This window comes from Acinetobacter ursingii DSM 16037 = CIP 107286 (genome assembly GCF_000368825.1).
Taxonomy (GTDB): domain Bacteria; phylum Pseudomonadota; class Gammaproteobacteria; order Pseudomonadales; family Moraxellaceae; genus Acinetobacter; species Acinetobacter ursingii.
Genome location: NZ_KB849719.1, coordinates 20,554 through 41,424, shown reverse-complemented (window position 1 = coordinate 41,424; position 20,871 = coordinate 20,554). Strand labels below are relative to the sequence as shown.

Genomic DNA, 20,871 nt, shown 5'->3' with positions numbered 1-20,871 from the left:
TTTTTATCGTGCTCTATTTCAGAGCCCACTTTTAGGACAGTTTCCATGCGCGCAAGCCGCTTTTTATTTGCAACGTTAAGAGAAACCCCAAATGATGCAGAAGTGATTTCGCATCAGCTCATGTTACGAGCTGGGATGATTCGTAAATTGGCTTCAGGTTTATACACTTGGCTGCCGATGGGTGTACGTGTGTTAAATAAAGTTGAAGCGATTGTACGCGAAGAAATGAACCGCTCAGGTGCACTTGAAGTCTTTATGCCTGTGACCCAGCCTGCGAGTCTTTGGGAAGAATCAGGCCGTTATGTGCAATATGGCCCAGAGTTGTTACGCTTTAAAGATCGTCATGACAATCCGTTCGTACTTGGTCCTACACATGAAGAAGTGATTACCGATCTGGCACGTAACGAACTGAAAAGTTATAAGCAATTACCTGTTAATTTCTATCAGATTCAAACCAAATTCCGTGATGAAATCCGCCCACGTTTTGGGGTGATGCGCTCACGTGAATTTATTATGAAAGATGCCTACTCTTTTCATGTGGATCAGGCATCGCTACAAGAAACTTATGACAATATGTATGACACCTATTGCCGTATTTTCACACGTTTGGGACTTAATTTCCGTCCTGTACAAGCCGACACAGGTTCAATTGGTGGTTCAGGTTCGCACGAGTTTCATGTTCTGGCAGACAGTGGTGAAGACGATATCGTATTTTCGACTGAATCCGATTACGCCGCCAACGTTGAAAAAGCTGAAGCCGTTTTAGTCGGTGAGCGTGCTGCACCAACACAAGCCTTAACGATTGTTGACACGCCAAATCAGAAAACCATTGCTGATGTCTGCGTATTTTTAAAGGCAGATGCTAAACAGTCGGTTAAAGCCTTACTGGTACAAGGCAATGCTGATGAAAAAGGCAGCATCCCTGTGATTGCGCTATTTTTGCGTGGTGATCATGAGCTGAATGAGATTAAGGCAGAGCACCATCCTTTAATTGCAGCACCTTTAACTTTTGCCACTGAAACGCAACTCCAAGAGCTCGGCTTAACTGCGGGCTACGTTGGCCCTCAAGGCTTAGTTGAAAAAGGCGTGACTGTGATTGTAGATCGCGCTGCATCTGTATTATCAGACTTTATTGCAGGCGCAAATGAAACTGATAAACATGCCACAGGTGTGAACTGGCAACGCGATGCACAGTTCAGCGAAGTTTATGATCTGCGTAATGTGGTCGATGGTGATCCATCTCCAGATGGTAAAGGTGTATTGCAGATTAAACGTGGTATCGAAGTTGGACATATTTTCCAACTTGGACAAAAGTATTCTGAAGCGCTGAACTGTACCGTTTTGGGTGATGATGGAAAACCACTTACTGTCACTATGGGCTGTTATGGCATTGGGGTGACACGTGTTGTCGCATCTGCCATTGAACAAAACTATGATGACAAAGGCATCATCTGGCCTTCTGCGATTGCACCGTTTGAAATCGCAATTGTTCCGATGAATGCACATAAATCACCCAAAACACTGGAAGCCGCAGAAGCACTTTATGCCGAATTACAGGCTCAAGGCTATGATGTCCTTCTGGACGATCGTAATGAACGCCCGGGCGTGAAATTCTCTGACCTTGAATTAACAGGTATTCCGCATCGTATTGTGATTGGTGAAAAAGGTTTGGACGCTGGAACCTTTGAATATAAAGGACGTACCGATGCAGAATCGATCAACCTCAGTAAAGAAGAATTACTGGCGAAGTTAAAAGCGTAATCTTCACCAGTAAAAAACTAACCGTATTCTTTTGAGAATACGGTTTTTTTATTACCTCAAAAATAGCCCAAACAAAAAAAGCCAAACCGAAGTTTAGCTTTTCCATCAAATCCTACCGATTTAATTATGCGCCAGTTTGATATTCCGCTTGTACCACCGCAGTTGAAGCCTGATACGGATGTTTAAAATCATTTAAACCTGCCGCAGCCTCATGAATATCCTTACCTTCTTTCACCACAAAACTATCAAAGCCAGAGCGCTTTAAATAATTCAGGACATCTTTAAAAATGTCACCTACCGCACGCAATTCGCCTTGATAACCTTGACGGCGTAACAGCGCAGCAAAGGAATAACCACGACCGTCATTAAAACCGGCAAACTCGATAAAAATGGTATCAAAATCATTGAGCGGAAATTCGTGTGTTTCAGGAGAATCATCTACAGTGATATACAGCGCTTTTTTGCCCTGAATATTCGCCAGTTGATCGAGTTGCGCTGTGGTCACAACGACATCACCTTGAGGAACAATCCCATCTTCAGCGATCAGTTGATAGGTATTATCTACGATCGTGCCATCTTTAAGCAGCACCTGTAAGGCTGGATTAAGCATATGCACGCTCCTTAAATGGTTGAATGCCGACACGACGATACGTATCAATAAATCGTTCTTCGCCAGTACGTAAATCGAGATAGGTATTCAAAATTTCTTCGATTACATCAGGAATAACATCCGCAGCAAATGATGGCCCTAAAATGTCACCAATTGAAGCATCATGATCTGAGTTTCCACCTAACGTGATTTGATAGAATTCAGCACCTTTTTTATCGACACCCAAAATGCCGATATTCCCCACGTGATGATGACCGCAGGCATTCATACAACCCGAGATATTTAAATCCAGTTGACCCAGATTATAAATGGTATCTAAATCTTCAAAACGGCGGGTAATCGCTTCTGAAATTGGAATCGATTTCGCATTTGCCAATGAACAGAAATCACCACCCGGGCAGCAAATAATATCAGTCAAGAAACCAATATGCGCGCGCGCCATGTCATTCTGCTCAAGCGTTTGCCACAATTCAAACAAGTCTTTTTGTGGCACATCGGCCAAAGAAATGTTTTGTTCATGTGTGGTGCGCAGTTCACCAAAGGTGTATTTGTCTGCCAAATCGGCAATCAAATTCATCTCTGCGGTGGTCATATCACCCGGCGCAACCCCAGCACGTTTTAGATTAATGGTGACAATACGATAACCTTTAACCTTATGGGCATTGGTATTGACATTAAACCATTGTTTAAATTTAGGATGCTCAGCAAATAAGGCTGTAAAATCCTGATCTTCAAAGTTTTGATAGTCAAACGGTGTGAATACCTCATCCAGTTTTTTCAAGGTTTCTGGCTGGATTTTTAGAGGCTCACGCGTATGTGCAAATTCTGCTTCAACTTTTTCAGCAAACACTTCTGGAGTTAAAGCCTTCACCAAAATCTTGATGCGTGCTTTATATTTATTATCACGGCGACCATGCAAGTTATACACACGCAATACCGCTTCCAAATACGCAATGAGATCTTCACGTGGTAAAAATTCACGAATAAAGCTGCCGATTACTGGGGTACGACCTAAACCACCACCAACTTTGATTTTATAACCAATTTCGCCTGAATCATTTTTAACGATATAGACACCAATATCATGAAACGAGGTTGCCGCGCGGTCTTTTTCTTCCAATGCAGACACTGCAATTTTGAATTTACGTGGCAAGAATGCAAACTCAGGATGGAAAGTACTCCACTGACGGATCAATTCACAAGTCGGACGTGGATCAGCAATTTCTCCCGCGACCACACCTGCATATTGGTCAGTAGTGGTGTTACGAATACAGTTCCCACTGGTTTGAATGGCATGCATTTGTACAGTAGCCAGTTCAGCCAGAATAGCAGGTACATCTTCTAGCGCAGGCCAGTTCAATTGAATATTCTGACGTGTTGAAACGTGCGCGTAACCACGGTCATATTCCGTCGAAATCTCGGCAATTTTACGTAATTGTTTTGAGTTCATTAAGCCATACGGCACAGCAATACGGAGCATTGGCGCGTAACGTTGTACATAAAGACCGTTTTGCAGACGCAATGGACGGTATTCATCTTCAGTAAGCTTTCCAGCAAGATAGCGTTCTGTTTGATCGCGGAACTGAGCAACACGTTCATTGACCAGTTGTTGATCGAAATCAGTATATAAATACATGGCGTATGGCTAGTAGATTCATGGTAAAGGCGGATAGCATAACGAGCTTTGATTCATCAACAAAATGCTTTTTTTGGATATTTAATAACGATTTTATTGATAAGACATTTTATGAGTTGATTTCAATGAAAAAGCCCAGATTCAATCTGAGCTTTTTCATTTATTTAACCATGTTGATCGTTATTTGGCATCAGGTAAAGCATAGGCCACTAGATAGTCGCCCATCTTGGTGCCAAATGAACCATGACCACCCGCCATAATCACCACATATTGTTTACCATTGATCTCATAAGTCATGGGTGTTGCCTGTCCGCCTGCTGGCAAACGTGCTTCCCAGAGTTTCTTACCATTACTCACATTAAATGCACGTAAATAGTTATCCTGAGTTGCGCCCACAAACATGACATTTCCTGCTGTGGAAATAGAACCACCTAGACCCGGTACACCAATTTTAACTGCTGGTAACTGGAACAGATTTGGCAAGCTGTCACGAATCGTTCCAATCCGTTTTTTCCATACGACTTGATGGGTGTTTAAATCCACACCCGCCACATAGCCCCAAGCAGGTTGCTTACACGGCAAACCAATTGGAGAAAGGAACGCACTAATTTCAACACCATATGGAACACCATACATTGGTTGAACACCTTGCTCCGTTCCCGCACCTTTGGCTGTTTCTGCACGGCTTGGATCTTCTGGGATTAGACGACTCACAAATGGCAAGCCAATTGGATTCATGACCGCAACCTGACGGTCAGGGTTCACCGAAATACCGCCCCATTCAAACACGCCAAGATTACCCGGGAAAACCAACGTACCATTTTCAGAGGGTGGTGTATAAATACCATCATAATTTAAGCGTTTAAATTGAATACGGCAGACCAGTTGATCAAACATGGTACCACCCCACATATCTTTATCTGTGAGCTTGTTTTGTGGTGCTAAATCTAGATCAGAGAAAGGCTGTGTAGCCGAATAATGTTCGCCTTTGGTTTGAGGGCCACGTTTTACGGTTTGTGGTACAGGACGTTCAGTAATCGGCACAATCGCCTTACCATCACGGCGATCCAGTACAAAGACATTACCTGTTTTGGTGGTGACATAGACCGCAGGCACCATTTGACCTGATTTATCTTTTACATCAGCCAATGTCGGTTGTGATGGTACGTCCATATCCCACAAATCATGATGTGTGGTTTGGAAATGCCAAATTAATTTCCCAGTCGAAGCATTTATGGCCAATACAGAGTTGGCATAACGTTCTTTCAGTGCAGTACGATCACCGCCCCAGATATCAGGCGTACCCACACCTGTTGGCACAAAAACCACATCTGCTTTGGCATCATAAGCAAGCGGTGCCCATGCATTTGGAGAGTTATGTACAAAAGTCTGACCCGGTGCAGGAATTGCATTTGGATCTTCTGCACCTGTATCAAATACCCAAAGCAGTTTGCCTGTATTGACATCATAACCACGAATTACGCCAGACGGCTCTTTGCTTGAGTAGTTATCGGTGACAGAACCTGCAATCACAATTGTTGTTCCTGTGACAACTGGTGGAGAAGTTGGGTTATAACCCCCTGGGTAGGCATAAGGCATATCTTTTTGAAGATCAACCTGACCATTCGTACCGAAGTCAGAACATGCTTTACCCGTGTCTGCATTGACAGCAACCAAACGTCCGTCATTGACGGGTAAAATGATCTTACGTGGACATTCAGTTGAACTCGATGTTTTGTTTTGCAAACTGGTCGCAAAACCATCGGTATTTGCTGCATCAAAATAAGAAACGCCACGACAAGTTAAATGTTGGTAGCTTTTATCTGCTTTAAGTTTTGGATCAAAGCGCCATTTTTCTTTACCTGTTGCAGGATCTAAAGCAATCAACCATTGATGTGTGGTACACATATACATGTCATTGCCAATTTTGATTGGCGTGACCTGATTGGTCGTTTCTCCAGAGTCATTGCCACTTTTTAAATCGCCAGTACGGAATGTCCAAGCAACTTTTAAATCTTTGACATTTTGTTCATTAATTTGATTGAGGGGGGAGTAACGAACACCTGCTTGGGTACGCCCATAAGCTGGCCAGTCTTGTTCAGCCACACCATCCACTTTTTGAGCAGTTGCAGGTTGTTGATTTTGAATAACCCCATTAATTTCCTGTGGATCATTAAAAATCGAATACACCATTACCGCAATGGCAATGACCAGTGTTGAAGACAATACAATCTTGCTGGGTGCAACATTGACCATACCGCGGGTAATAGCTGGAATCAGCAACCATAAACCGAATAATCCTAAAATATCCAAACGTGGTGCCAGTGCCCAGAAGTCTGTTCCGACTTCCCATATCGCCCAGATAGTTGTACCCAGCATCAGTGCTGCATAGAGCCAGATTGCTGAAACAGAACGCTTGCCCAGCAAAATTGCAAAGGCAATAAACAATAGTCCTATTACTACATAATAGAAAGACCCACCTAAAAAGGTAAGCCAGAGACCTCCAGCGAGCAGGACCAGCCCAAATACCATGGCAATAATCACGGTAAAGGTTCTGAGCCCTGAGTGTGAAGATGGTTGAGTCATAATACCACCCTATTCATTTGTGTTTTTTATATAGAAATTAAAACGCTGTTTGCAATTTAATGCCGCCAACCCATGTGTTATCGCCATTTTTATAGGCACCTACATGACGTACGTATTGAATATTTGGACGAATGGTTAACCAATTATTGGCATGAATACCGTAATAAAGCTCAGTATTATATTCTTCATCCTGATCGGTATCTAAATCACCGTTCACCTCAATACGCGCAAAACCAATCGCGACATCATCTTGTGGACGTTGCTCAAATGGCCCTTTATAAACGAGGCCGATATTTTGCATATTTTTAACCGTATTGGTATCCGAATCATGCAGCGTGAGGTTAATAAATCCACTCAGACCGCGATCTGATTGATCATTCACTCGAGTAAGCTGTTGTTTGGCAACCAACCAGCCACCCTGTTTATGTGACGTTTGTTGTGGATGATTAATTTCTGCGGCATCCGCAGTACTGTAATAATAGCCCAGACGGTATTCGCCATTGAGTGCTTGTGTACCCAATTTAGGTGACCAAACCACCTCAGCAGGAATAATCGCGCCATGTGAACCGTCGGTACTCAGGTTAAAACCTTTACCGCGCTCCAAATTTTCTGGGTTGTATTCATATACCCCAATTTGAGTATATAAATCGGGCTGCCAATTGTATTTAACGCGTAATGCCCACTGACTTACTGGCCAGTTATACCATTGATCGCCGACCCAGTTACCCACTTGCGAACCACATAAAGCAAGGTTTTGAAAATCGCAGTCGAAACTATTAAAGTCTTCGCCCTCACCAAAACGACCGACTTTAATATCCAGCGCCTGATCGAAAAATTTCTTTTTAATCCAGAGGTCGGTTAAACGCCAAGTTTGTCCACGTCCCCAGATTTCCTGTGTTGAACTTAAATGTCCATCTAGCGCAGGTGAAGTTTGAGACAGTGAATGTCCATTACGTTCAGTTATGGTGATTTGTGCTTCAGTATCCTCCCAACCTGCGATTTTGCTGAGATCAAGATGCGCACCCAATGAGAATTGATCTGCATATTCTGTACCATGATTCGAAGTTTTTTTTGAATCCAGAACATTTGCCAATTCGCCCGTATAACCAAAACTAAAGTCATATCCTTGTTGCTGTAACTCAGTACGTTTTCCATTCCAATCACCAAACATCCACGGACTTGATGAATCAAATGCGGATGCAGCATGCGAGGTTTGGAAAATACTTAATGTTAAGACAGATAAACAAGAAACAACTAAAGATGAATTAATTGTCATGTTTACGTAACCTTTTTATATATTTATGCGATAAAGATTACGACAATTCAAAGCATAACAATTTATTCAAAATGTTAATTGTTTGATTAAAATCACTTTTATTGCAGCTATTCGTTTAATTTGTCACCATTTCCCATCCCCTAAGCCCTGCCCAATAAAATCATAGCGTGGTTGTGATCTTGAAAATTTAATCGGGCAAGCCAACTGAGGTTCGGTTTGATCAGTTTGTTCAGATAACGGCACATCGACCACCCAACCTCGCTCAACAGCAAGAGGGGTATGCAATGCTTCTTCTAAACTTAAAACAGGTTCAACACAGACATCTAGCCCAGCAAATACATGATGCCAATGCGCATAATCCTGAGTTTTAAATTGATCTGCCAATGCCTGTTTAACCAATTGTCGATCTTCTGGATGAAATGATGCCCCTTTTTCTAATAAAATGGGTAAATCCAGTGCCGCTGCAAGTCCTGTCATAAATTGTGGCTCAAGACTACCTACTGAGATATAGCGCCCATCTTTGGTTAGATAATAGTCATAAAAACTACCGCCATTTAATATCGCCTGCTCAGGTTGCTGCACAACATCTGCTGCCAGACTTGCCGAAGCTGCCATACTATTAAGACCCGCCACACAATCGGCCATGGAAATATCAATATATTGCCCTTGTCCACTTTGACTCCGCTCCACCACAGCCGCCAAAATACCAATCACCGCATGTAACGAACCGCCTGCCACATCGGCAATCTGAATGCCCAAAGGCGGTGGCCCGCTCTGTACCCGCCCACTATGTCCCATAATGCCAGACAAGGCTAAATAATTAATGTCATGCCCTGCCCGATCTTTATAACTACCTGTTTGCCCATACCCCGTGATGGAACAATAAATCAGGCGAGGGTTGATCGCCGACAATGTGGCGTAGTCCAGCCCAAGTCGTTGCATGACATCAGGACGAAATTGTTCAACTACAATATCAAATTCTGAAATTTTCGATTTAATCAAATCAATACTGGCAGGATCTTTTAAATCGAGTGCAATCGATTGTTTGTTACGGTTGAGATAGCTATGCGATGTGGCTTGACCATTGGCATAAGGCGGCATAATTCGAACCAGATCAGGCCGACTTGGTGACTCAATATGAATCACTTCTGCCCCCATATCCGCCAGATACATCGTGGCAAAAGGCCCCGGTAACAATGTTGAAAAATCCAGTATTTTCAGTCCGTTTAATGCCGTTGTCATGGTTATTTTCATCCTAAAACTATTGTCTTTTTAGTCATCTTAGGGATATAAAAGAATCAAAACAATGTCATGTTCAGCCATTTACCTTGATCATTTCGGCAATTTAACATGTAAAAAGTGATTTGCTGTTGTTGTAAATCGCCAATTGAACATTTTTTAGAGTCATTTAGGTCAATCAAAAGTGAACATAAAAGAGACTGAAGGATTTAACATGAGTCGCGATACCATTAGTATCCATTTCGTGAATGCGGCTTTGACTGGTGTTAAACGCCTAGGCATGGATGTCGAAACCCTGCTTTCGCATGTTGGGATTGAAGCAGAATTATTACGTCAACCCAAAGCGCGTATTTCGCCAGAACAGTACACTCGTTTTATCAAAATGCTCTGGATGGTCACTCAGGATGAGCATGTTGGCTTTGATGTTCAACCCCGCCGTTTAGGCACTTTTGCCATTATGTGTCAGTTGATTATTCATGCAAAGACATTAGGTGAAGCGCTCGATTTATCTTCTCAATTTTATAAACTTTTTGGTGACGAGTGGTCGGTCACTTTAGAGCGCGATAAACATGAAGCGCGTCTGGTACCGATGATTCCTAAAAGTCTGGATCCTGATCATTTTATTACCGAAAGTATGCTGATGATCTGGCATGGTTTGGCTTCGTGGTTGATTGAACGTCGTTTGCCACTTGAACGGGTTCATTTTGGTTATCCTCGTCCTGCACATGCTGATGAATACGATGCATTATTTTTTGCCCCTGTGATGCAATTTGACATGCCACGCACCGAAATTACGTTTGCGGCAGATTATCTGGATTTACCGATTCGCCAAAATGAGAAAACACTAGAAGAATTTTTAAAAGCTGCACCTGCACAGCTTTTGGTCAAATTTAAAAATACCAATTCTCTGACTTCACGCATCCGTGATGTCCTTAAAAGTCAGATTGGTGAAGAAATGCCAACGCTCAATGATGTGGCATCTATGCTTTATCTTTCTCCGCAAACACTGCGCCGCCGTCTGGCTGCGGAAGGTAAAAGTTATCAAGGTGTCAAAGATGCTTTGCGTCGAGATGCCGCCATTCACTTGTTGCTAAATCCAGATTTGACCCTTGAAGATGTTGCGCAACAGGTTGGATTTAGTGAAACCAGCACCTTCCACCGTGCCTTTAAAAAATGGACTGGGGTTACGCCAGGTTTATATCGTCAATTACACGGTTATCATTAAGGTTTAGCTTTGTAGTTTGTAGATAGACAGTCTAAAGATTAGGCTGTCTATTAGCGAAAAGCCACTGCTCTATTCCTTTTGGATAGACAGGATATTGTTCTGAAACAAGCTGCTGTAACGTCATCCATTGCGCAATATAAGTTGAACCATCGGATTCATAGCCGTTTATTTTAGTCTGGCTATATAATGTGGGATCAACAAATTCTGCTTCATACACAAAAACAACTTCGTGCCCTTGCTGACCATCAAAACTAAATAAATTTTCCAATACGCCTATAAGTTTTGAATGGGTAATTTGTTGATTAATTTCTTCAAGCACTTCTCTTTCTATTGCTTGTAAGGAGGTTTCTCCAAATTCAATACCACCGCCTATCGGTCTTAGATAATGCTCATTTTTGCTGGGATCATACCCAAAAGAAAGCAAAGATTTATTCTCATATCGGAAAATACACAGGGCTTTTGCTTTAATACTAGTCATTACATTACCCCTAGCCGATTTAAGAATTCTTTTGTCTGCTGAGGCGAAGTGAGTCGAATAAATTGGATATGTTGATAATCAGGGTTTTTCATTAAGTTTAAATATTTTTTTCGATTTTTAGGATAGGATTTGATTAACCAAACAAAAATTGATTGTTTAGACAGAATCAATTTTAAATTTTCCCGATTATTTGAATGTTTCCACAATGGTTTTTGATTCACTAAACCTTTTAATGTTCGTCGAGTAAGACGATACAGATTCACCCCAAATGGATAATCCAGCCAAATTACCATATCTGCTTGTTGCATAATCATTGGAATGGTGCGTGTATAAAGGCCATCTAATACCCATCCTGTATCAGCATTCTCGGTTGCTATTTTCAGCTTTAAAAACAAAGCCTCATTTGAAGATTCCTGCCAGTCATCCAACCAAAGTAAATCATCCAATTCGATATAAACAAGATTTAATTGCTTAGAAAGTTGTTTGGCGAGTGTGCTTTTCCCTGAACCTGTTGTGCCAATAATATTAATAAATTTCATATAAATAGATTGTTTTTTATGGCTGCATAGTTTACTCATCAAGCGATGCTTGATCAAGTTTCTATATCAGACAAAGCATTGGCAAAAATCATCATCCACCAGATGACCTTATCGTCATTGTGTTGGGTCTAAAATCCATTACACTCAAAAGCATAAAAATATTTAAGGTTATAAAAGGAAGAATGATGAGCGAGGCTTATATCATCGATGCCATCCGCACGCCACGCGGGAAAGGAAAAAAAGATGGCTCACTCTACGAAGTCAAACCCATTACTTTGGTCACGACCTTGCTTCATGAGCTACAACAGCGTCATCAATTTGATACCTCAAAAGTTGATGATATCGTTTTAGGTTGTGTTACCCCGATTGCAGACCAAGGCGGTGATATTGCTAAAACTGCTGCCATTGCAGCTGGCTGGAATGATGATGTTGCTGGTGTGCAAATCAACCGTTTCTGTGCATCTGGTTTGGAAGCAGTCAATTTGGCAGCACAAAAAGTCCGCTCGGGTTGGGAAGATGTGGTGGTTGCTGGTGGTGTGGAATCCATGTCACGTATCCCGATGGGTTCTGATGGCGGCCCGTGGGCACTTGATCCTGAAACCAACTTAAAATCTTCTTTTGTGCCACAAGGTGTTGGCGCAGACTTGATTGCAACCTTAGATGGTTATAGCCGTGAAGATGTTGATGCTTTTGCCGTCGGCTCACAACAAAAAGCGGCAGCGGCACAGGCTAAAGGTTATTTCGATAAATCTGTCGTGCCTGTTAAAGATCATTCAGGCGTATTGATCTTAGAAAAAGATGAATTCATTCGAGGAAACACCACCGTTGAAGGCTTGGCAAAATTAAATGCCAGCTTTGAAATGATGGGACAAATGGGCTTCGATGCCGTTGCCCTACAAAAGTATCCAGAAGCACAAAAAATCAACCATGTCCATCATGCAGGCAACTCATCAGGTATCGTTGATGGGGCTGCGGTCGTGTTATTGGCTTCTGAAAAAGCCGTTAAAGAACAAGGCTTAAAACCACGTGCCAAAGTATTGGCAACCGCATTGGTCGGTACAGACCCAACCATTATGCTGACAGGCCCTGCCCCTGCAGCACGTAAAGCCTTAGCCAAAGCGGGCTTAACCATTGATGATATTGATCTGTTTGAAGTGAATGAAGCCTTTGCTGCCGTAGTGATGCGTTTTATCAATGAACTCAAGGTTCCAGCCGAAAAAGTCAACGTCAATGGCGGTGCAATTGCAATGGGGCATCCCTTGGGTGCAACAGGCGCAATGATTTTAGGAACCTTGCTGGACGAGTTAGAGCGTCAAGGGAAAAAACGTGGCTTAGCCACACTATGCGTTGGCGGTGGCATGGGCATTGCCACCATTATTGAGTTGGTGTGAGGAGAACAACATGAGCGCGATTAAATACGAAAAAAACGCTGACAATATTGTAATTCTTACCCTTGATTCATCGGGTCAATCTGCCAACACCATGAATGCAGAATTCCGTGATTCACTCAATGAAGTCAGTGAAAAGCTCAAAGCTGAAACAGATTTGAAAGGTATTATTTTCCGTTCTGCCAAAAAAACCTTCTTTGCAGGCGGTGACTTGGATGAACTTATTCAAGTGCAACCTGAACATGCTACTGAATTCTTCAAAATGATTGAAGAGCTCAAAGGTGACTTACGCAGCATTGAAACTCTAGGTGTGCCTGTCGTCGCAGCATTAAATGGAACGGCGCTTGGTGGCGGTTGGGAAATTGCCTTAGGTTGTCATTATCGTATTGCTATTAATGACCCGAAAACCAAATTTGGTTTGCCTGAAGTGACCTTAGGCTTGCTGCCAGGTGGTGGTGGTATTGTACGTATGGTTCGCTTTCTTGGCTTACAAAATGCGTTTCCATTCTTGATGGAAGGTAAACAGTTTGGTGTTGATAAAGCAAAATCGCTGGGTTTGGTTCATGATACCGCTGAGAATGAACAAGAACTGTTAGATAAGGCAATTGCTTGGGTCAAAGCTAATCCCAAGTCACAACAGCCCTTTGATGTCAAAGGCTACAAGATTCCGGGCGGTGATCCAAAAACGCCTGCGGTGGCACAAGTGCTTGCAATTGCCCCTGCGATGTTACGTGATAAAACCAAAGGCTGTTACCCTGCACCTGAAGCGATCATGGCGGCAGCAGTAGAAGGTGCACAGGTTGATGTTGATACTGCGTTACGTATCGAATCACGTTACTTTACTCAACTGACAATCGGTCAGATTTCTAAAAATATGATCGGTACCTTCTGGCATGGCTTAAATGCAATCAAATCTGGTGCAAGCCGCCCTGCTGATGTTGCCAAATGGCAAGCGACCAAAGTCGGTGTCTTAGGTGCAGGCATGATGGGTGCAGGCATTGCCTACTCAACTGCAATCAAAGGCATTCCTGTAGTTTTGAAAGATGTCTCCGTTGAAAATGCGGAGAAAGGCAAAGCATATTCGCAAAAACTACTGGATAAACGCGTTTCTCAAGGGCGTATGACGGCAGAAAAACGAGATCAGGTTTTAGCACTGATTACTGCAACGGCAAATGCAGCAGATCTGCAAGGCTGTGATTTGATCATTGAGGCTGTATTCGAGAACCAAGAGTTAAAAGCCAAAGTGACACAAGAAGCTGAACAATATTTGGCTGAAGGTGGCATCTTTGCATCGAATACTTCTACGCTGCCAATCACAGGTTTGGCGACGGCGAGTAAAGATGCGCAAAAGTTCATTGGACTGCATTTCTTTAGTCCAGTGGATAAAATGCAGTTGGTTGAAATTATCAAAGGTAAACAGACCTCTGCTGAAACACTGGCTAAAGCTTACGACTTTGTGCAGCAAATTGCCAAGACGCCAATCGTAGTGAATGATAGTCGCGGCTTCTTTACCAGTCGTGTATTTGGTACATTCGTTCAGGAAGGTATGCGTTTACTTGCTGAAGGTGTGCATCCAGCCAAAATTGAAATGGCGGCATTGAAAGCAGGTATGCCCGTTGGCCCATTGGCGATTCAAGATGAAGTCTCTTTGACCTTGTCTGAACATGTTGCCAGTGAAACACGCAAAGCATTACAAGCAGAAAGTAAATATCTGCCAAAAACCCCTGTGGATGAAGTGGTTCATACCATGATTCATGAACTCAATCGTAAAGGTAAAGCGGCAGGTGCAGGTTTTTATGAATATCCTGAAAATGGAAAAAAACATTTATGGGATGGACTCAGCCGCTGGACAAAAGAGAATGATGTTTCGGAACAGGAGATGATTGATCGCTTCCTATTTGTTCAAGCATTGGATACTTTGCGTTGTTATGAAGAAGGCGTCTTAGAATCTGTTGTTGATGCCAATGTCGGTTCAATTTTTGGCATTGGTTTTGCCCCGTGGACAGGTGGCGCGATTCAATTCCTCAATCAAAACGGAGTTGAAAAGTCACTACAACGTGCCGAACAACTCACTGCAAAATATGGAGAACGCTTCACTCCTCCGCAATTATTGAGAGACCAAGCACAAAAGAGTGACATCATTCGCTAAACATATACATACTCATCACAACGCACACCAAATTTAAATCTGGTGTGCGTTTTTATATCATTGTATTGAATAGACTTTATATTTAAATTCTCTCTTTTTTTCAATTTTATGCTATAACAACCACTTATTTTTCTTTGTTTATTTTGACGGTTGGACTCATTTATGAGTAAATCATCTTCTGGCAATGATGCTGAATCAACGGCTTTAGGCTGGAAATTTATTATCATTGTGGCGGCGATTACCACTATATTTTTCACTTTTTTATACTTGGCCATGTCCAGCGAACCTGACTATATGCCCAATCAGGAAGCGAAAAAAGGTCATTACCAACTCAAAACGACATCGCAACCCGCATCTGAAAATCAGCAAAATGATGAAGCGCCAACTCAACAGTCCACGCCTACGGATGCACATTCGCAACATTAACACTGGAAAATATCATGTCAGCAATACAACGTCAGGCACTTATCGTTGAAGGCGGTGGTATGCGCGGTGCTTTTACTGCGGGCGTACTCGATGCCTTTTTAGAACAACAATTTAATCCGTTTGATCTGTATGTCGGTGTGTCTTCGGGTTCCACCAATCTTGCCAATTATCTGGCAGGTCAAAAAGGTCGTACACTTAATTTTTATATTGATCATTCTTTACGTCCAGAATTTATCAGTTATAAACGTTTCTTGAAAGGCGGTGATTTACTTGATTTAGAATGGATGTGGCAAGTTGGCGAAGCAGAACATCCGCTTGATCAACAAGCACTATTTGCACAAAATCCTGATTTTTATATGGTACTGACTCACGCACAAAGTGGTCGGGCTGAGTATTTACGAGCAGGGCGAGATAATCTATTGGATGCTTTACGCGCATCGAGCACGATTCCTGTATTAACTCGTCAACCTGTCGACATTATGGGTGAGCCTTATTTTGACGGTGGTGTCGCAGATGCGTTGCCTGTACAGTGGGCAGCGCAACAAGCAGATGTGAGCAAGCTGATGGTGATTCGCACACGTCCGCAGCATTATTTTAAAGCCAGTAGTAAAGGCGATCAATTTTTAGCAAAATATATCGTCAGGAATCATCAAGGCTTTGCATTAAGTCTAAAACAACGCTGCCATCGTTATAATGATTCTGTCGATTTTCTGCGTCAGCCCCTTTCAACTCAGCAACCACAACACATTCTTGAAGTTTGCGTTCCCGATAAAAAAGGATTGGCAAATCGTCTTTGTAAAGATCGCAACAAGTTGCAATATACCTATCAAGTCGGTCTGGAAACAGGATTTGCGGCGATTGAGCAATGGAAAACCCTGCCCTAAACAGTTAAAAGATCAGGTTTCTGCCTGATCTTTCCAAAACACTAAACGATTTGAAAAGGGATCACGAATCGATAATTCTAAATTTCCCCACGGCATGGTTTCAAGCTGGGGTTTGGCAAATCGGGCATTTTGATCTAAGAGTTGTTGAGCAAATTGTTCTAATTCCACTAAGTGCAACCGTACCAATGCACCTGGACTACAATCACCATAATGTTCAGTTAAATGTAAGCAATATTGATCTTTAGAAATTTGCATATAAAGCGGAAAGTTCTCCTCAAATTGATGCGTCCAATCTAGTTGGAAACCCAAAAAATCAAGATAAAAAGCTTTGGCCTTTTCCACATCAAAAATGCGTAACACAGGAATAATATTCTGGTTTTGATTCATTTTTTTCTCAATTCAGTTTGTATTTTGAAGTATTTCTTTATCTTTGGATTTACGCTGCTGTAAATACCGTAGTCTTTTGGCGACAAGCCTACTGCCTATTCGAAAACATTTAAACTTTAGACTTCTTTCGTAAATTCCCTTTATTTCTCCCTATGGGAGAAAAACAAACAGGGTTTAAGCAATGATGAAAGAAGTCTTTTTAACACCTCAACCACAGTTCTCATAGTAATTGAAAACGACTGATTTTTAGATTCATATCAAATCTTATTTTTGCACGAAATGCTACCAAAACCTGAATATTAAGGGTTAATCATCTAAAGATAAAAACATTTCAATATGAGGAATACCACAATCATCATAAATATCACCGCGTTGACAAAAACCTAAACGCTCATAAAAACCCGTTGCATATACCTGTGCAGAGAGTTTTAAATCAGGCAAATTTTGTTTTTGCGCATGAACAATGATGGCTTGCATCAGCTTATATCCAATATTAAAGCCCCGATAAGGCTTTAGAACGGCCACTCGCCCAATACTCCGATTTTGCAGTAATCGTGCTGTCGCAATCGCTTGAGCATCATGATACACGACGAAATGCTGCGAGATTGCATCATGAGCGTCCCATTCTTCCGCCTCGGGAATGTGTTGTTCTTCAACAAACACCGAGCTCCGAATCAGTTTGGCATCGGGTTGCAAGCTATTCCAATCACCTATTTGAATATCAAGTTGCAGATCCAGCGTAGTTTTATCCATCATTTAACATTTACACCCAACATTCTCAATTGCGATCTGGTCATTTAAGAGCAATTCCAATGTCTGTTTTTCAATGCCATACATCTGTTTTAATGCCTGAATCTGCTGCAAAACCTGAACATCTGGTTGGTCAATCTCTTTACGCTTAGTCGCCAGAATCATTTTATTTTTACTGGTATGCTCTAAAGATACAAACTCAAACACTTTTACGTCATATCCATAGGCTTTGAGCAATAAAGCACGTAAAGTATCGGTCAGCATTTCAGCTTGTTGACCTGCATGAATACCAAACTGTAACATCGGTTTTAACACTGATGGACTGTGCAACTGTGGTCTTAATTCTTTATGACAACACGGCGCGCACATGATCATCGAAGCATTTAAACGAATGCCGGTATGAATCGCAAAATCTGTTGCAATATCACAGGCATGTAAAGCAATCATGACATCAAGCTGCTCGGTCTGATAAGTTCTGACATCCCCTTCAAAAAAATCAAGATGATGAAAACCTGACCGTTTAGCAATATCCTCACAAAACTCGACCAGATTAGAGCGCAATTCAACGCCTGTAACGACAGGCTGAGTCGCTGTTTGCTGCTGCAAATAATCGTATAAAGCAAAGGTCAGATAGCCCTTGCCTGAACCAAAATCGACAATATTAATCTGATCTTTTTTTATATCAATTTGCTCGTAAGCATGTGAAAAAATTTCAATAAATTTATTAATTTGTTTCCATTTACGCGCCATCGCAGGAATAATTTTTCCATTGGCCTCTGTAATTCCTAAATACTGTAAAAATGGACTGGCCTGATCAACATATCGCTCTTTTTCACGATTATGTTGCTGAGTCGGTTTCGAATTCTCCAGACTCGGTTTCGTGTGTTGTTGAATATTCAGCAATGCTTTTTTCTTATTTTTTTTCAATTGAGCTTCAACATTGTGCGCAAACAAATTGGCTTGCTTGCATAAATGTACAAGTTTCTCAATCACATCAAGTGATTCTTTTAACTCATAATTTTTTGTCACGTCTTTAGTTTTATAATGATATAGCGCACTTAATTTCGTTTTTTGCTGTAACTCAACCATTCGGAAGGTAATTTTCTCAAGCTCTGTCTCTGTACCTTGATATTGACTCATAATCAGTCGTTCAAACTGCTGACTTTGAATCGTTTGTTGTATCAATTCAAGGAACTGCTGCTCTTGAGGAGAATGGGTTGCCAAAGCGGACATAGTAAAAACCTTATTTATTTGCCGCTCTAGTTTAAAACGTCTTACTTTAAAAACAAAATTGAATTACTATACACTTGTACTTTTAATAAAATGATCTAAAAATGTCTCAGTTTCCTGTACTTGATTATGATCCTCTGGAAGAACAGCTCAATGCATGGAGCCATGCTGCTGGTGCTGTACTGGCAATTATGGCTTCGTTTTTTTTATTGATCAAGGCACATGATCTCAGTACAGGTCAATTGGTGGGCTTATGGGCGTATTGTTTCAGCCTAATTTTAGTGTTTAGTAGTTCTGCGCTGTATCATTTTGCCAAAACCAAAGAAAAACGACATTGGTATAAAAAACTGGATCATACTGCGATTTATTATCTCATCGCAGGGACATACACCCCTTTTTTAAGTATTGCTATTCCAACGGCCAAAGCACACTATCTCCTGATTGCACTCTGGGTGATCGCCTTCATTGGGACACTTTTCAAATTAATTTTCATTCATCGTTTTCAAAAAATTTCCCTGATTGCCTATTTGCTGATGGGTTGGACAGCTGTGTTACTTATTGATGATATGCAAAGATATTTGAGTAAAGACGCACTGATTTTTTTAGTGACTGGCGGGTTAGCTTATACGATCGGAGCATTGTTTTATGCGCTAAAAAAGGTAAGATATACCCATGCAATCTGGCATGTTTTTGTATTGATGGGCGCGGGATTACAATTCCTTGCGATCTATTGGTACGTCATCTAGTCTATTTTGAATACTATGTTCAGCGACCCTGATTGGTATTGAATATTTAGATTCGATTTCTTTCATCAGTCCTTTTTTATTCTCCTTGAGGGAGAAAAATAAAGAGCGTCTAACTAAATAGTTATATAGTTATGAAAGAAATCTACTACTCGTTATTTTTTTAAGAAATTACGCCTTTTTTAAAAAGATTACGCTTTTAAAAACAAATTTTTTTATTTTTACGAAGTGTAAGGTTCCTTTATGGCGTCATCCTCTACCTCTGCAACCACAGCACCTGCTGTTGCCAGTAACTCAAAATTCCGTGTCTTAACTGCGAGTCTCGTTGGAACAACGATCGAGTTTTTTGACTTTTATATTTATGCCACAGCGGCAGTCCTGATTTTTCCGCATTTGTTTTTCCCTGCAAGCAGTGGCAGTGCTGCGATGTTACAGTCCCTAGCCACTTTTGCGATTGCCTTTATTGCTCGCCCGATTGGTGCTGCACTCTTTGGACATTTAGGGGATCGTATTGGTCGTAAAGCCACATTGGTTGCTGCCTTGCTCACGATGGGAATCTCGACCGTCTGTATTGGGTTATTACCTACGTATGCTCAAATTGGTATTGTTGCGCCATTATTGCTTGCGCTTTGCCGTTTGGGTCAGGGCTTAGGTTTAGGTGGTGAATGGAGCGGTGCTGTACTCCTCGCAACTGAAAATGCGCCAGAAGGTAAACGTGCATGGTATGGTATGTTCCCGCAACTTGGCGCGCCGATTGGTTTTATTTTAGCGGCGGGTTCATTTCTAACGCTTGGCGCATTAATGCCAGATGAAGCGTTTATGCAGTGGGGATGGCGTATTCCATTTATTGCCAGTGCAATCTTGGTACTGGTGGGTTTATATATTCGTTTAAAACTACACGAAACCCCTGCTTTCCAAAAAGTGTTGGATAAGCAAAAAGAAGTGAATATACCATTTACCGAAGTCGTCACCAAGCATACCAAACAACTGGTACTGGGAACGATTGGTGCGGTATGTACCTTTGTTGTTTTCTACTTAACCACTGTATTTGCCTTGAACTGGGGAACCACTCATCTTGGTTATGCACGTGGACAGTTTCTAGAAATGCAATTATTTGCAACCTTGTGTTTTGCTGCTTTTATTCCACTTTCTGCAATTTTTGCTGAAAAATTTGGTCGTAAAGCCACATCGATTGGGGTTTGTATCGCTGCTGCTATCTTTGGTTTGTTCTTTTCTGATCTGCTTGCATCAGGCAATACCCTAGTCGTATTTTTGTTCCTATGCATTGGCTTGTCGATTATGGGACTCACTTATGGTCCAATTGGAACCGTACTTTCAGAGTTATTCCCAACCTCAGTCCGTTATACAGGCTCAGCTTTGACTTTTAACCTTGCAGGTATTCTAGGCGCATCTTTTGCACCCTTGATTGCCACCAAGTTAGCTGAAACTTATGGTTTACAGGCAGTCGGTTATTATTTAACAGCAGCGTCTATTTTATCATTGATTGCGTTTTTGCTCATCCGTGAAACTAAAAACGAAGATGTGAATAATCAGATTTAAACCA

18 protein-coding genes are annotated in these 20,871 nt (G+C 41.7%); 8 read left to right on the top strand and 10 right to left on the bottom strand.

The genetic code is table 11. The annotated features are described in order from the left end of the window. Positions 1-45 precede the first annotated feature (45 nt). Entirely contained in the window at positions 46-1,761 is a 1,716-nt protein-coding gene (locus tag F944_RS15235) for a proline--tRNA ligase (protein ID WP_004992465.1), read from the top strand. Between the two features lie 124 nt (positions 1,762-1,885). Here the strand turns inward: F944_RS15235 and F944_RS15230 are convergent, their stop codons facing one another. The 5 genes from F944_RS15230 to F944_RS15210 form a co-directional block, all read right to left on the bottom strand. Continuing rightward, on the bottom strand, positions 1,886-2,371 hold the full coding sequence (locus tag F944_RS15230) for a DUF934 domain-containing protein (protein WP_004992463.1): 486 nt from the start codon (positions 2,369-2,371) through the stop codon (positions 1,886-1,888). Beyond that, complete coding sequence (locus F944_RS15225) at positions 2,364-4,007, bottom strand: nitrite/sulfite reductase (RefSeq protein WP_004992461.1); 1,644 nt, start codon at positions 4,005-4,007, stop codon at positions 2,364-2,366. The genes F944_RS15230 and F944_RS15225 overlap by 8 nt, the downstream gene beginning before the upstream one ends. 180 nt (positions 4,008-4,187) lie before the next feature. Next, positions 4,188-6,593, bottom strand: coding sequence for a glucose/quinate/shikimate family membrane-bound PQQ-dependent dehydrogenase (locus tag F944_RS15220; protein ID WP_004992460.1), 2,406 nt, complete (start codon positions 6,591-6,593; stop codon positions 4,188-4,190). A gap of 37 nt (positions 6,594-6,630) precedes the next feature. Continuing rightward, positions 6,631-7,869, bottom strand: a complete 1,239-nt coding sequence (locus F944_RS15215) for a carbohydrate porin (protein ID WP_004992459.1) — start codon at positions 7,867-7,869, stop codon at positions 6,631-6,633. A 123-nt stretch (positions 7,870-7,992) separates the two neighbouring features. Then, the gene (locus F944_RS15210) at positions 7,993-9,111 is read right to left on the bottom strand and encodes a CaiB/BaiF CoA transferase family protein (RefSeq protein WP_004992458.1); all 1,119 of its coding nucleotides are present in this window, start codon (positions 9,109-9,111) and stop codon (positions 7,993-7,995) included. A gap of 211 nt (positions 9,112-9,322) precedes the next feature. Between F944_RS15210 and F944_RS15205 the strand changes: the two genes are divergently transcribed. After that, the gene (locus F944_RS15205; protein WP_004992456.1) at positions 9,323-10,333 is read left to right on the top strand and encodes an AraC family transcriptional regulator; all 1,011 of its coding nucleotides are present in this window, start codon (positions 9,323-9,325) and stop codon (positions 10,331-10,333) included. Positions 10,334-10,364: 31 nt separating this feature from the next. Here the strand turns inward: F944_RS15205 and F944_RS15200 are convergent, their stop codons facing one another. Beyond that, positions 10,365-10,811, bottom strand: coding sequence for an NUDIX hydrolase (locus F944_RS15200; RefSeq protein ID WP_004992454.1), 447 nt, complete (start codon positions 10,809-10,811; stop codon positions 10,365-10,367). Further along, positions 10,811-11,389, bottom strand: a complete 579-nt coding sequence (locus F944_RS15195) for an AAA family ATPase (protein WP_004992450.1) — start codon at positions 11,387-11,389, stop codon at positions 10,811-10,813. Before F944_RS15195 ends, F944_RS15200 begins: the two co-directional genes overlap by 1 nt. Positions 11,390-11,535: 146 nt before the next feature. On the opposite strand from F944_RS15195, the gene F944_RS15190 reads away from it, so the two are divergent. The 4 genes from F944_RS15190 to F944_RS15175 all read left to right on the top strand — a co-directional run bounded on the left by F944_RS15190 (position 11,536) and on the right by F944_RS15175 (position 16,197). Continuing rightward, on the top strand, positions 11,536-12,741 hold the full coding sequence (locus F944_RS15190; RefSeq protein WP_004992447.1) for an acetyl-CoA C-acetyltransferase: 1,206 nt from the start codon (positions 11,536-11,538) through the stop codon (positions 12,739-12,741). Positions 12,742-12,751: 10 nt separating this feature from the next. After that, on the top strand, positions 12,752-14,887 hold the full coding sequence (locus tag F944_RS15185) for a 3-hydroxyacyl-CoA dehydrogenase NAD-binding domain-containing protein (protein ID WP_004992444.1): 2,136 nt from the start codon (positions 12,752-12,754) through the stop codon (positions 14,885-14,887). Positions 14,888-15,049: 162 nt separating this feature from the next. After that, positions 15,050-15,313 carry a hypothetical protein gene (locus F944_RS15180; protein ID WP_004992442.1) on the top strand — a complete coding sequence of 88 codons (264 nt, stop codon included), beginning with the start codon at positions 15,050-15,052 and terminating at the stop codon, positions 15,311-15,313. A gap of 14 nt (positions 15,314-15,327) precedes the next feature. After that, positions 15,328-16,197 carry a patatin-like phospholipase family protein gene (locus F944_RS15175; protein ID WP_004992440.1) on the top strand — a complete coding sequence of 290 codons (870 nt, stop codon included), beginning with the start codon at positions 15,328-15,330 and terminating at the stop codon, positions 16,195-16,197. A 12-nt stretch (positions 16,198-16,209) separates the two neighbouring features. Here the strand turns inward: F944_RS15175 and F944_RS15170 are convergent, their stop codons facing one another. The 3 genes from F944_RS15170 to F944_RS15160 all read right to left on the bottom strand — a co-directional run bounded on the left by F944_RS15170 (position 16,210) and on the right by F944_RS15160 (position 18,567). Then, positions 16,210-16,584 (bottom strand): glyoxalase superfamily protein, encoded by a 375-nt coding sequence (locus tag F944_RS15170; protein ID WP_004992439.1) that lies wholly within the window; start codon positions 16,582-16,584, stop codon positions 16,210-16,212. Positions 16,585-16,890: 306 nt separating this feature from the next. Then, positions 16,891-17,340, bottom strand: a complete 450-nt coding sequence (locus F944_RS15165) for a GNAT family N-acetyltransferase (RefSeq protein ID WP_004992437.1) — start codon at positions 17,338-17,340, stop codon at positions 16,891-16,893. After that, positions 17,341-18,567, bottom strand: a complete 1,227-nt coding sequence (locus tag F944_RS15160) for a class I SAM-dependent methyltransferase (RefSeq protein WP_004992436.1) — start codon at positions 18,565-18,567, stop codon at positions 17,341-17,343. Positions 18,568-18,668: 101 nt separating this feature from the next. Here F944_RS15160 and trhA point away from each other — a divergent pair, with 101 nt between their 5' ends. Together trhA and F944_RS15150 are read left to right on the top strand one after the other, a co-directional pair. Further along, the gene (gene trhA, locus F944_RS15155; RefSeq protein ID WP_004992433.1) at positions 18,669-19,310 is read left to right on the top strand and encodes a PAQR family membrane homeostasis protein TrhA; all 642 of its coding nucleotides are present in this window, start codon (positions 18,669-18,671) and stop codon (positions 19,308-19,310) included. 240 nt (positions 19,311-19,550) lie between these two features. Beyond that, on the top strand, positions 19,551-20,867 hold the full coding sequence (locus F944_RS15150; protein ID WP_004992432.1) for an MFS transporter: 1,317 nt from the start codon (positions 19,551-19,553) through the stop codon (positions 20,865-20,867). Positions 20,868-20,871: the final 4 nt, after the last annotated feature.

What these genes read in the sequence shown, in the direction of transcription:
- F944_RS15235 (WP_004992465.1), top strand. Translation starts at nt 46, where the DNA reads ATGCGCGCAAGCCGCTTTTTATTTGCAACGTTAAGAGAAACCCCAAAT.
- F944_RS15160 (WP_004992436.1), bottom strand. Translation starts at nt 18,567, where the DNA reads ATGTCCGCTTTGGCAACCCATTCTCCTCAAGAGCAGCAGTTCCTTGAA.
- F944_RS15185 (WP_004992444.1), top strand. Translation starts at nt 12,752, where the DNA reads ATGAGCGCGATTAAATACGAAAAAAACGCTGACAATATTGTAATTCTT.
- F944_RS15210 (WP_004992458.1), bottom strand. Translation starts at nt 9,111, where the DNA reads ATGACAACGGCATTAAACGGACTGAAAATACTGGATTTTTCAACATTG.
- F944_RS15175 (WP_004992440.1), top strand. Translation starts at nt 15,328, where the DNA reads ATGTCAGCAATACAACGTCAGGCACTTATCGTTGAAGGCGGTGGTATG.
- F944_RS15150 (WP_004992432.1), top strand. Translation starts at nt 19,551, where the DNA reads ATGGCGTCATCCTCTACCTCTGCAACCACAGCACCTGCTGTTGCCAGT.
- F944_RS15190 (WP_004992447.1), top strand. Translation starts at nt 11,536, where the DNA reads ATGAGCGAGGCTTATATCATCGATGCCATCCGCACGCCACGCGGGAAA.
- F944_RS15205 (WP_004992456.1), top strand. Translation starts at nt 9,323, where the DNA reads ATGAGTCGCGATACCATTAGTATCCATTTCGTGAATGCGGCTTTGACT.
- F944_RS15170 (WP_004992439.1), bottom strand. Translation starts at nt 16,584, where the DNA reads ATGAATCAAAACCAGAATATTATTCCTGTGTTACGCATTTTTGATGTG.
- F944_RS15225 (WP_004992461.1), bottom strand. Translation starts at nt 4,007, where the DNA reads ATGTATTTATATACTGATTTCGATCAACAACTGGTCAATGAACGTGTT.
- F944_RS15215 (WP_004992459.1), bottom strand. Translation starts at nt 7,869, where the DNA reads ATGACAATTAATTCATCTTTAGTTGTTTCTTGTTTATCTGTCTTAACA.
- F944_RS15230 (WP_004992463.1), bottom strand. Translation starts at nt 2,371, where the DNA reads ATGCTTAATCCAGCCTTACAGGTGCTGCTTAAAGATGGCACGATCGTA.
- F944_RS15200 (WP_004992454.1), bottom strand. Translation starts at nt 10,811, where the DNA reads ATGACTAGTATTAAAGCAAAAGCCCTGTGTATTTTCCGATATGAGAAT.
- trhA (WP_004992433.1), top strand. Translation starts at nt 18,669, where the DNA reads ATGTCTCAGTTTCCTGTACTTGATTATGATCCTCTGGAAGAACAGCTC.
- F944_RS15180 (WP_004992442.1), top strand. Translation starts at nt 15,050, where the DNA reads ATGAGTAAATCATCTTCTGGCAATGATGCTGAATCAACGGCTTTAGGC.
- F944_RS15195 (WP_004992450.1), bottom strand. Translation starts at nt 11,389, where the DNA reads ATGAGTAAACTATGCAGCCATAAAAAACAATCTATTTATATGAAATTT.
- F944_RS15165 (WP_004992437.1), bottom strand. Translation starts at nt 17,340, where the DNA reads ATGATGGATAAAACTACGCTGGATCTGCAACTTGATATTCAAATAGGT.
- F944_RS15220 (WP_004992460.1), bottom strand. Translation starts at nt 6,593, where the DNA reads ATGACTCAACCATCTTCACACTCAGGGCTCAGAACCTTTACCGTGATT.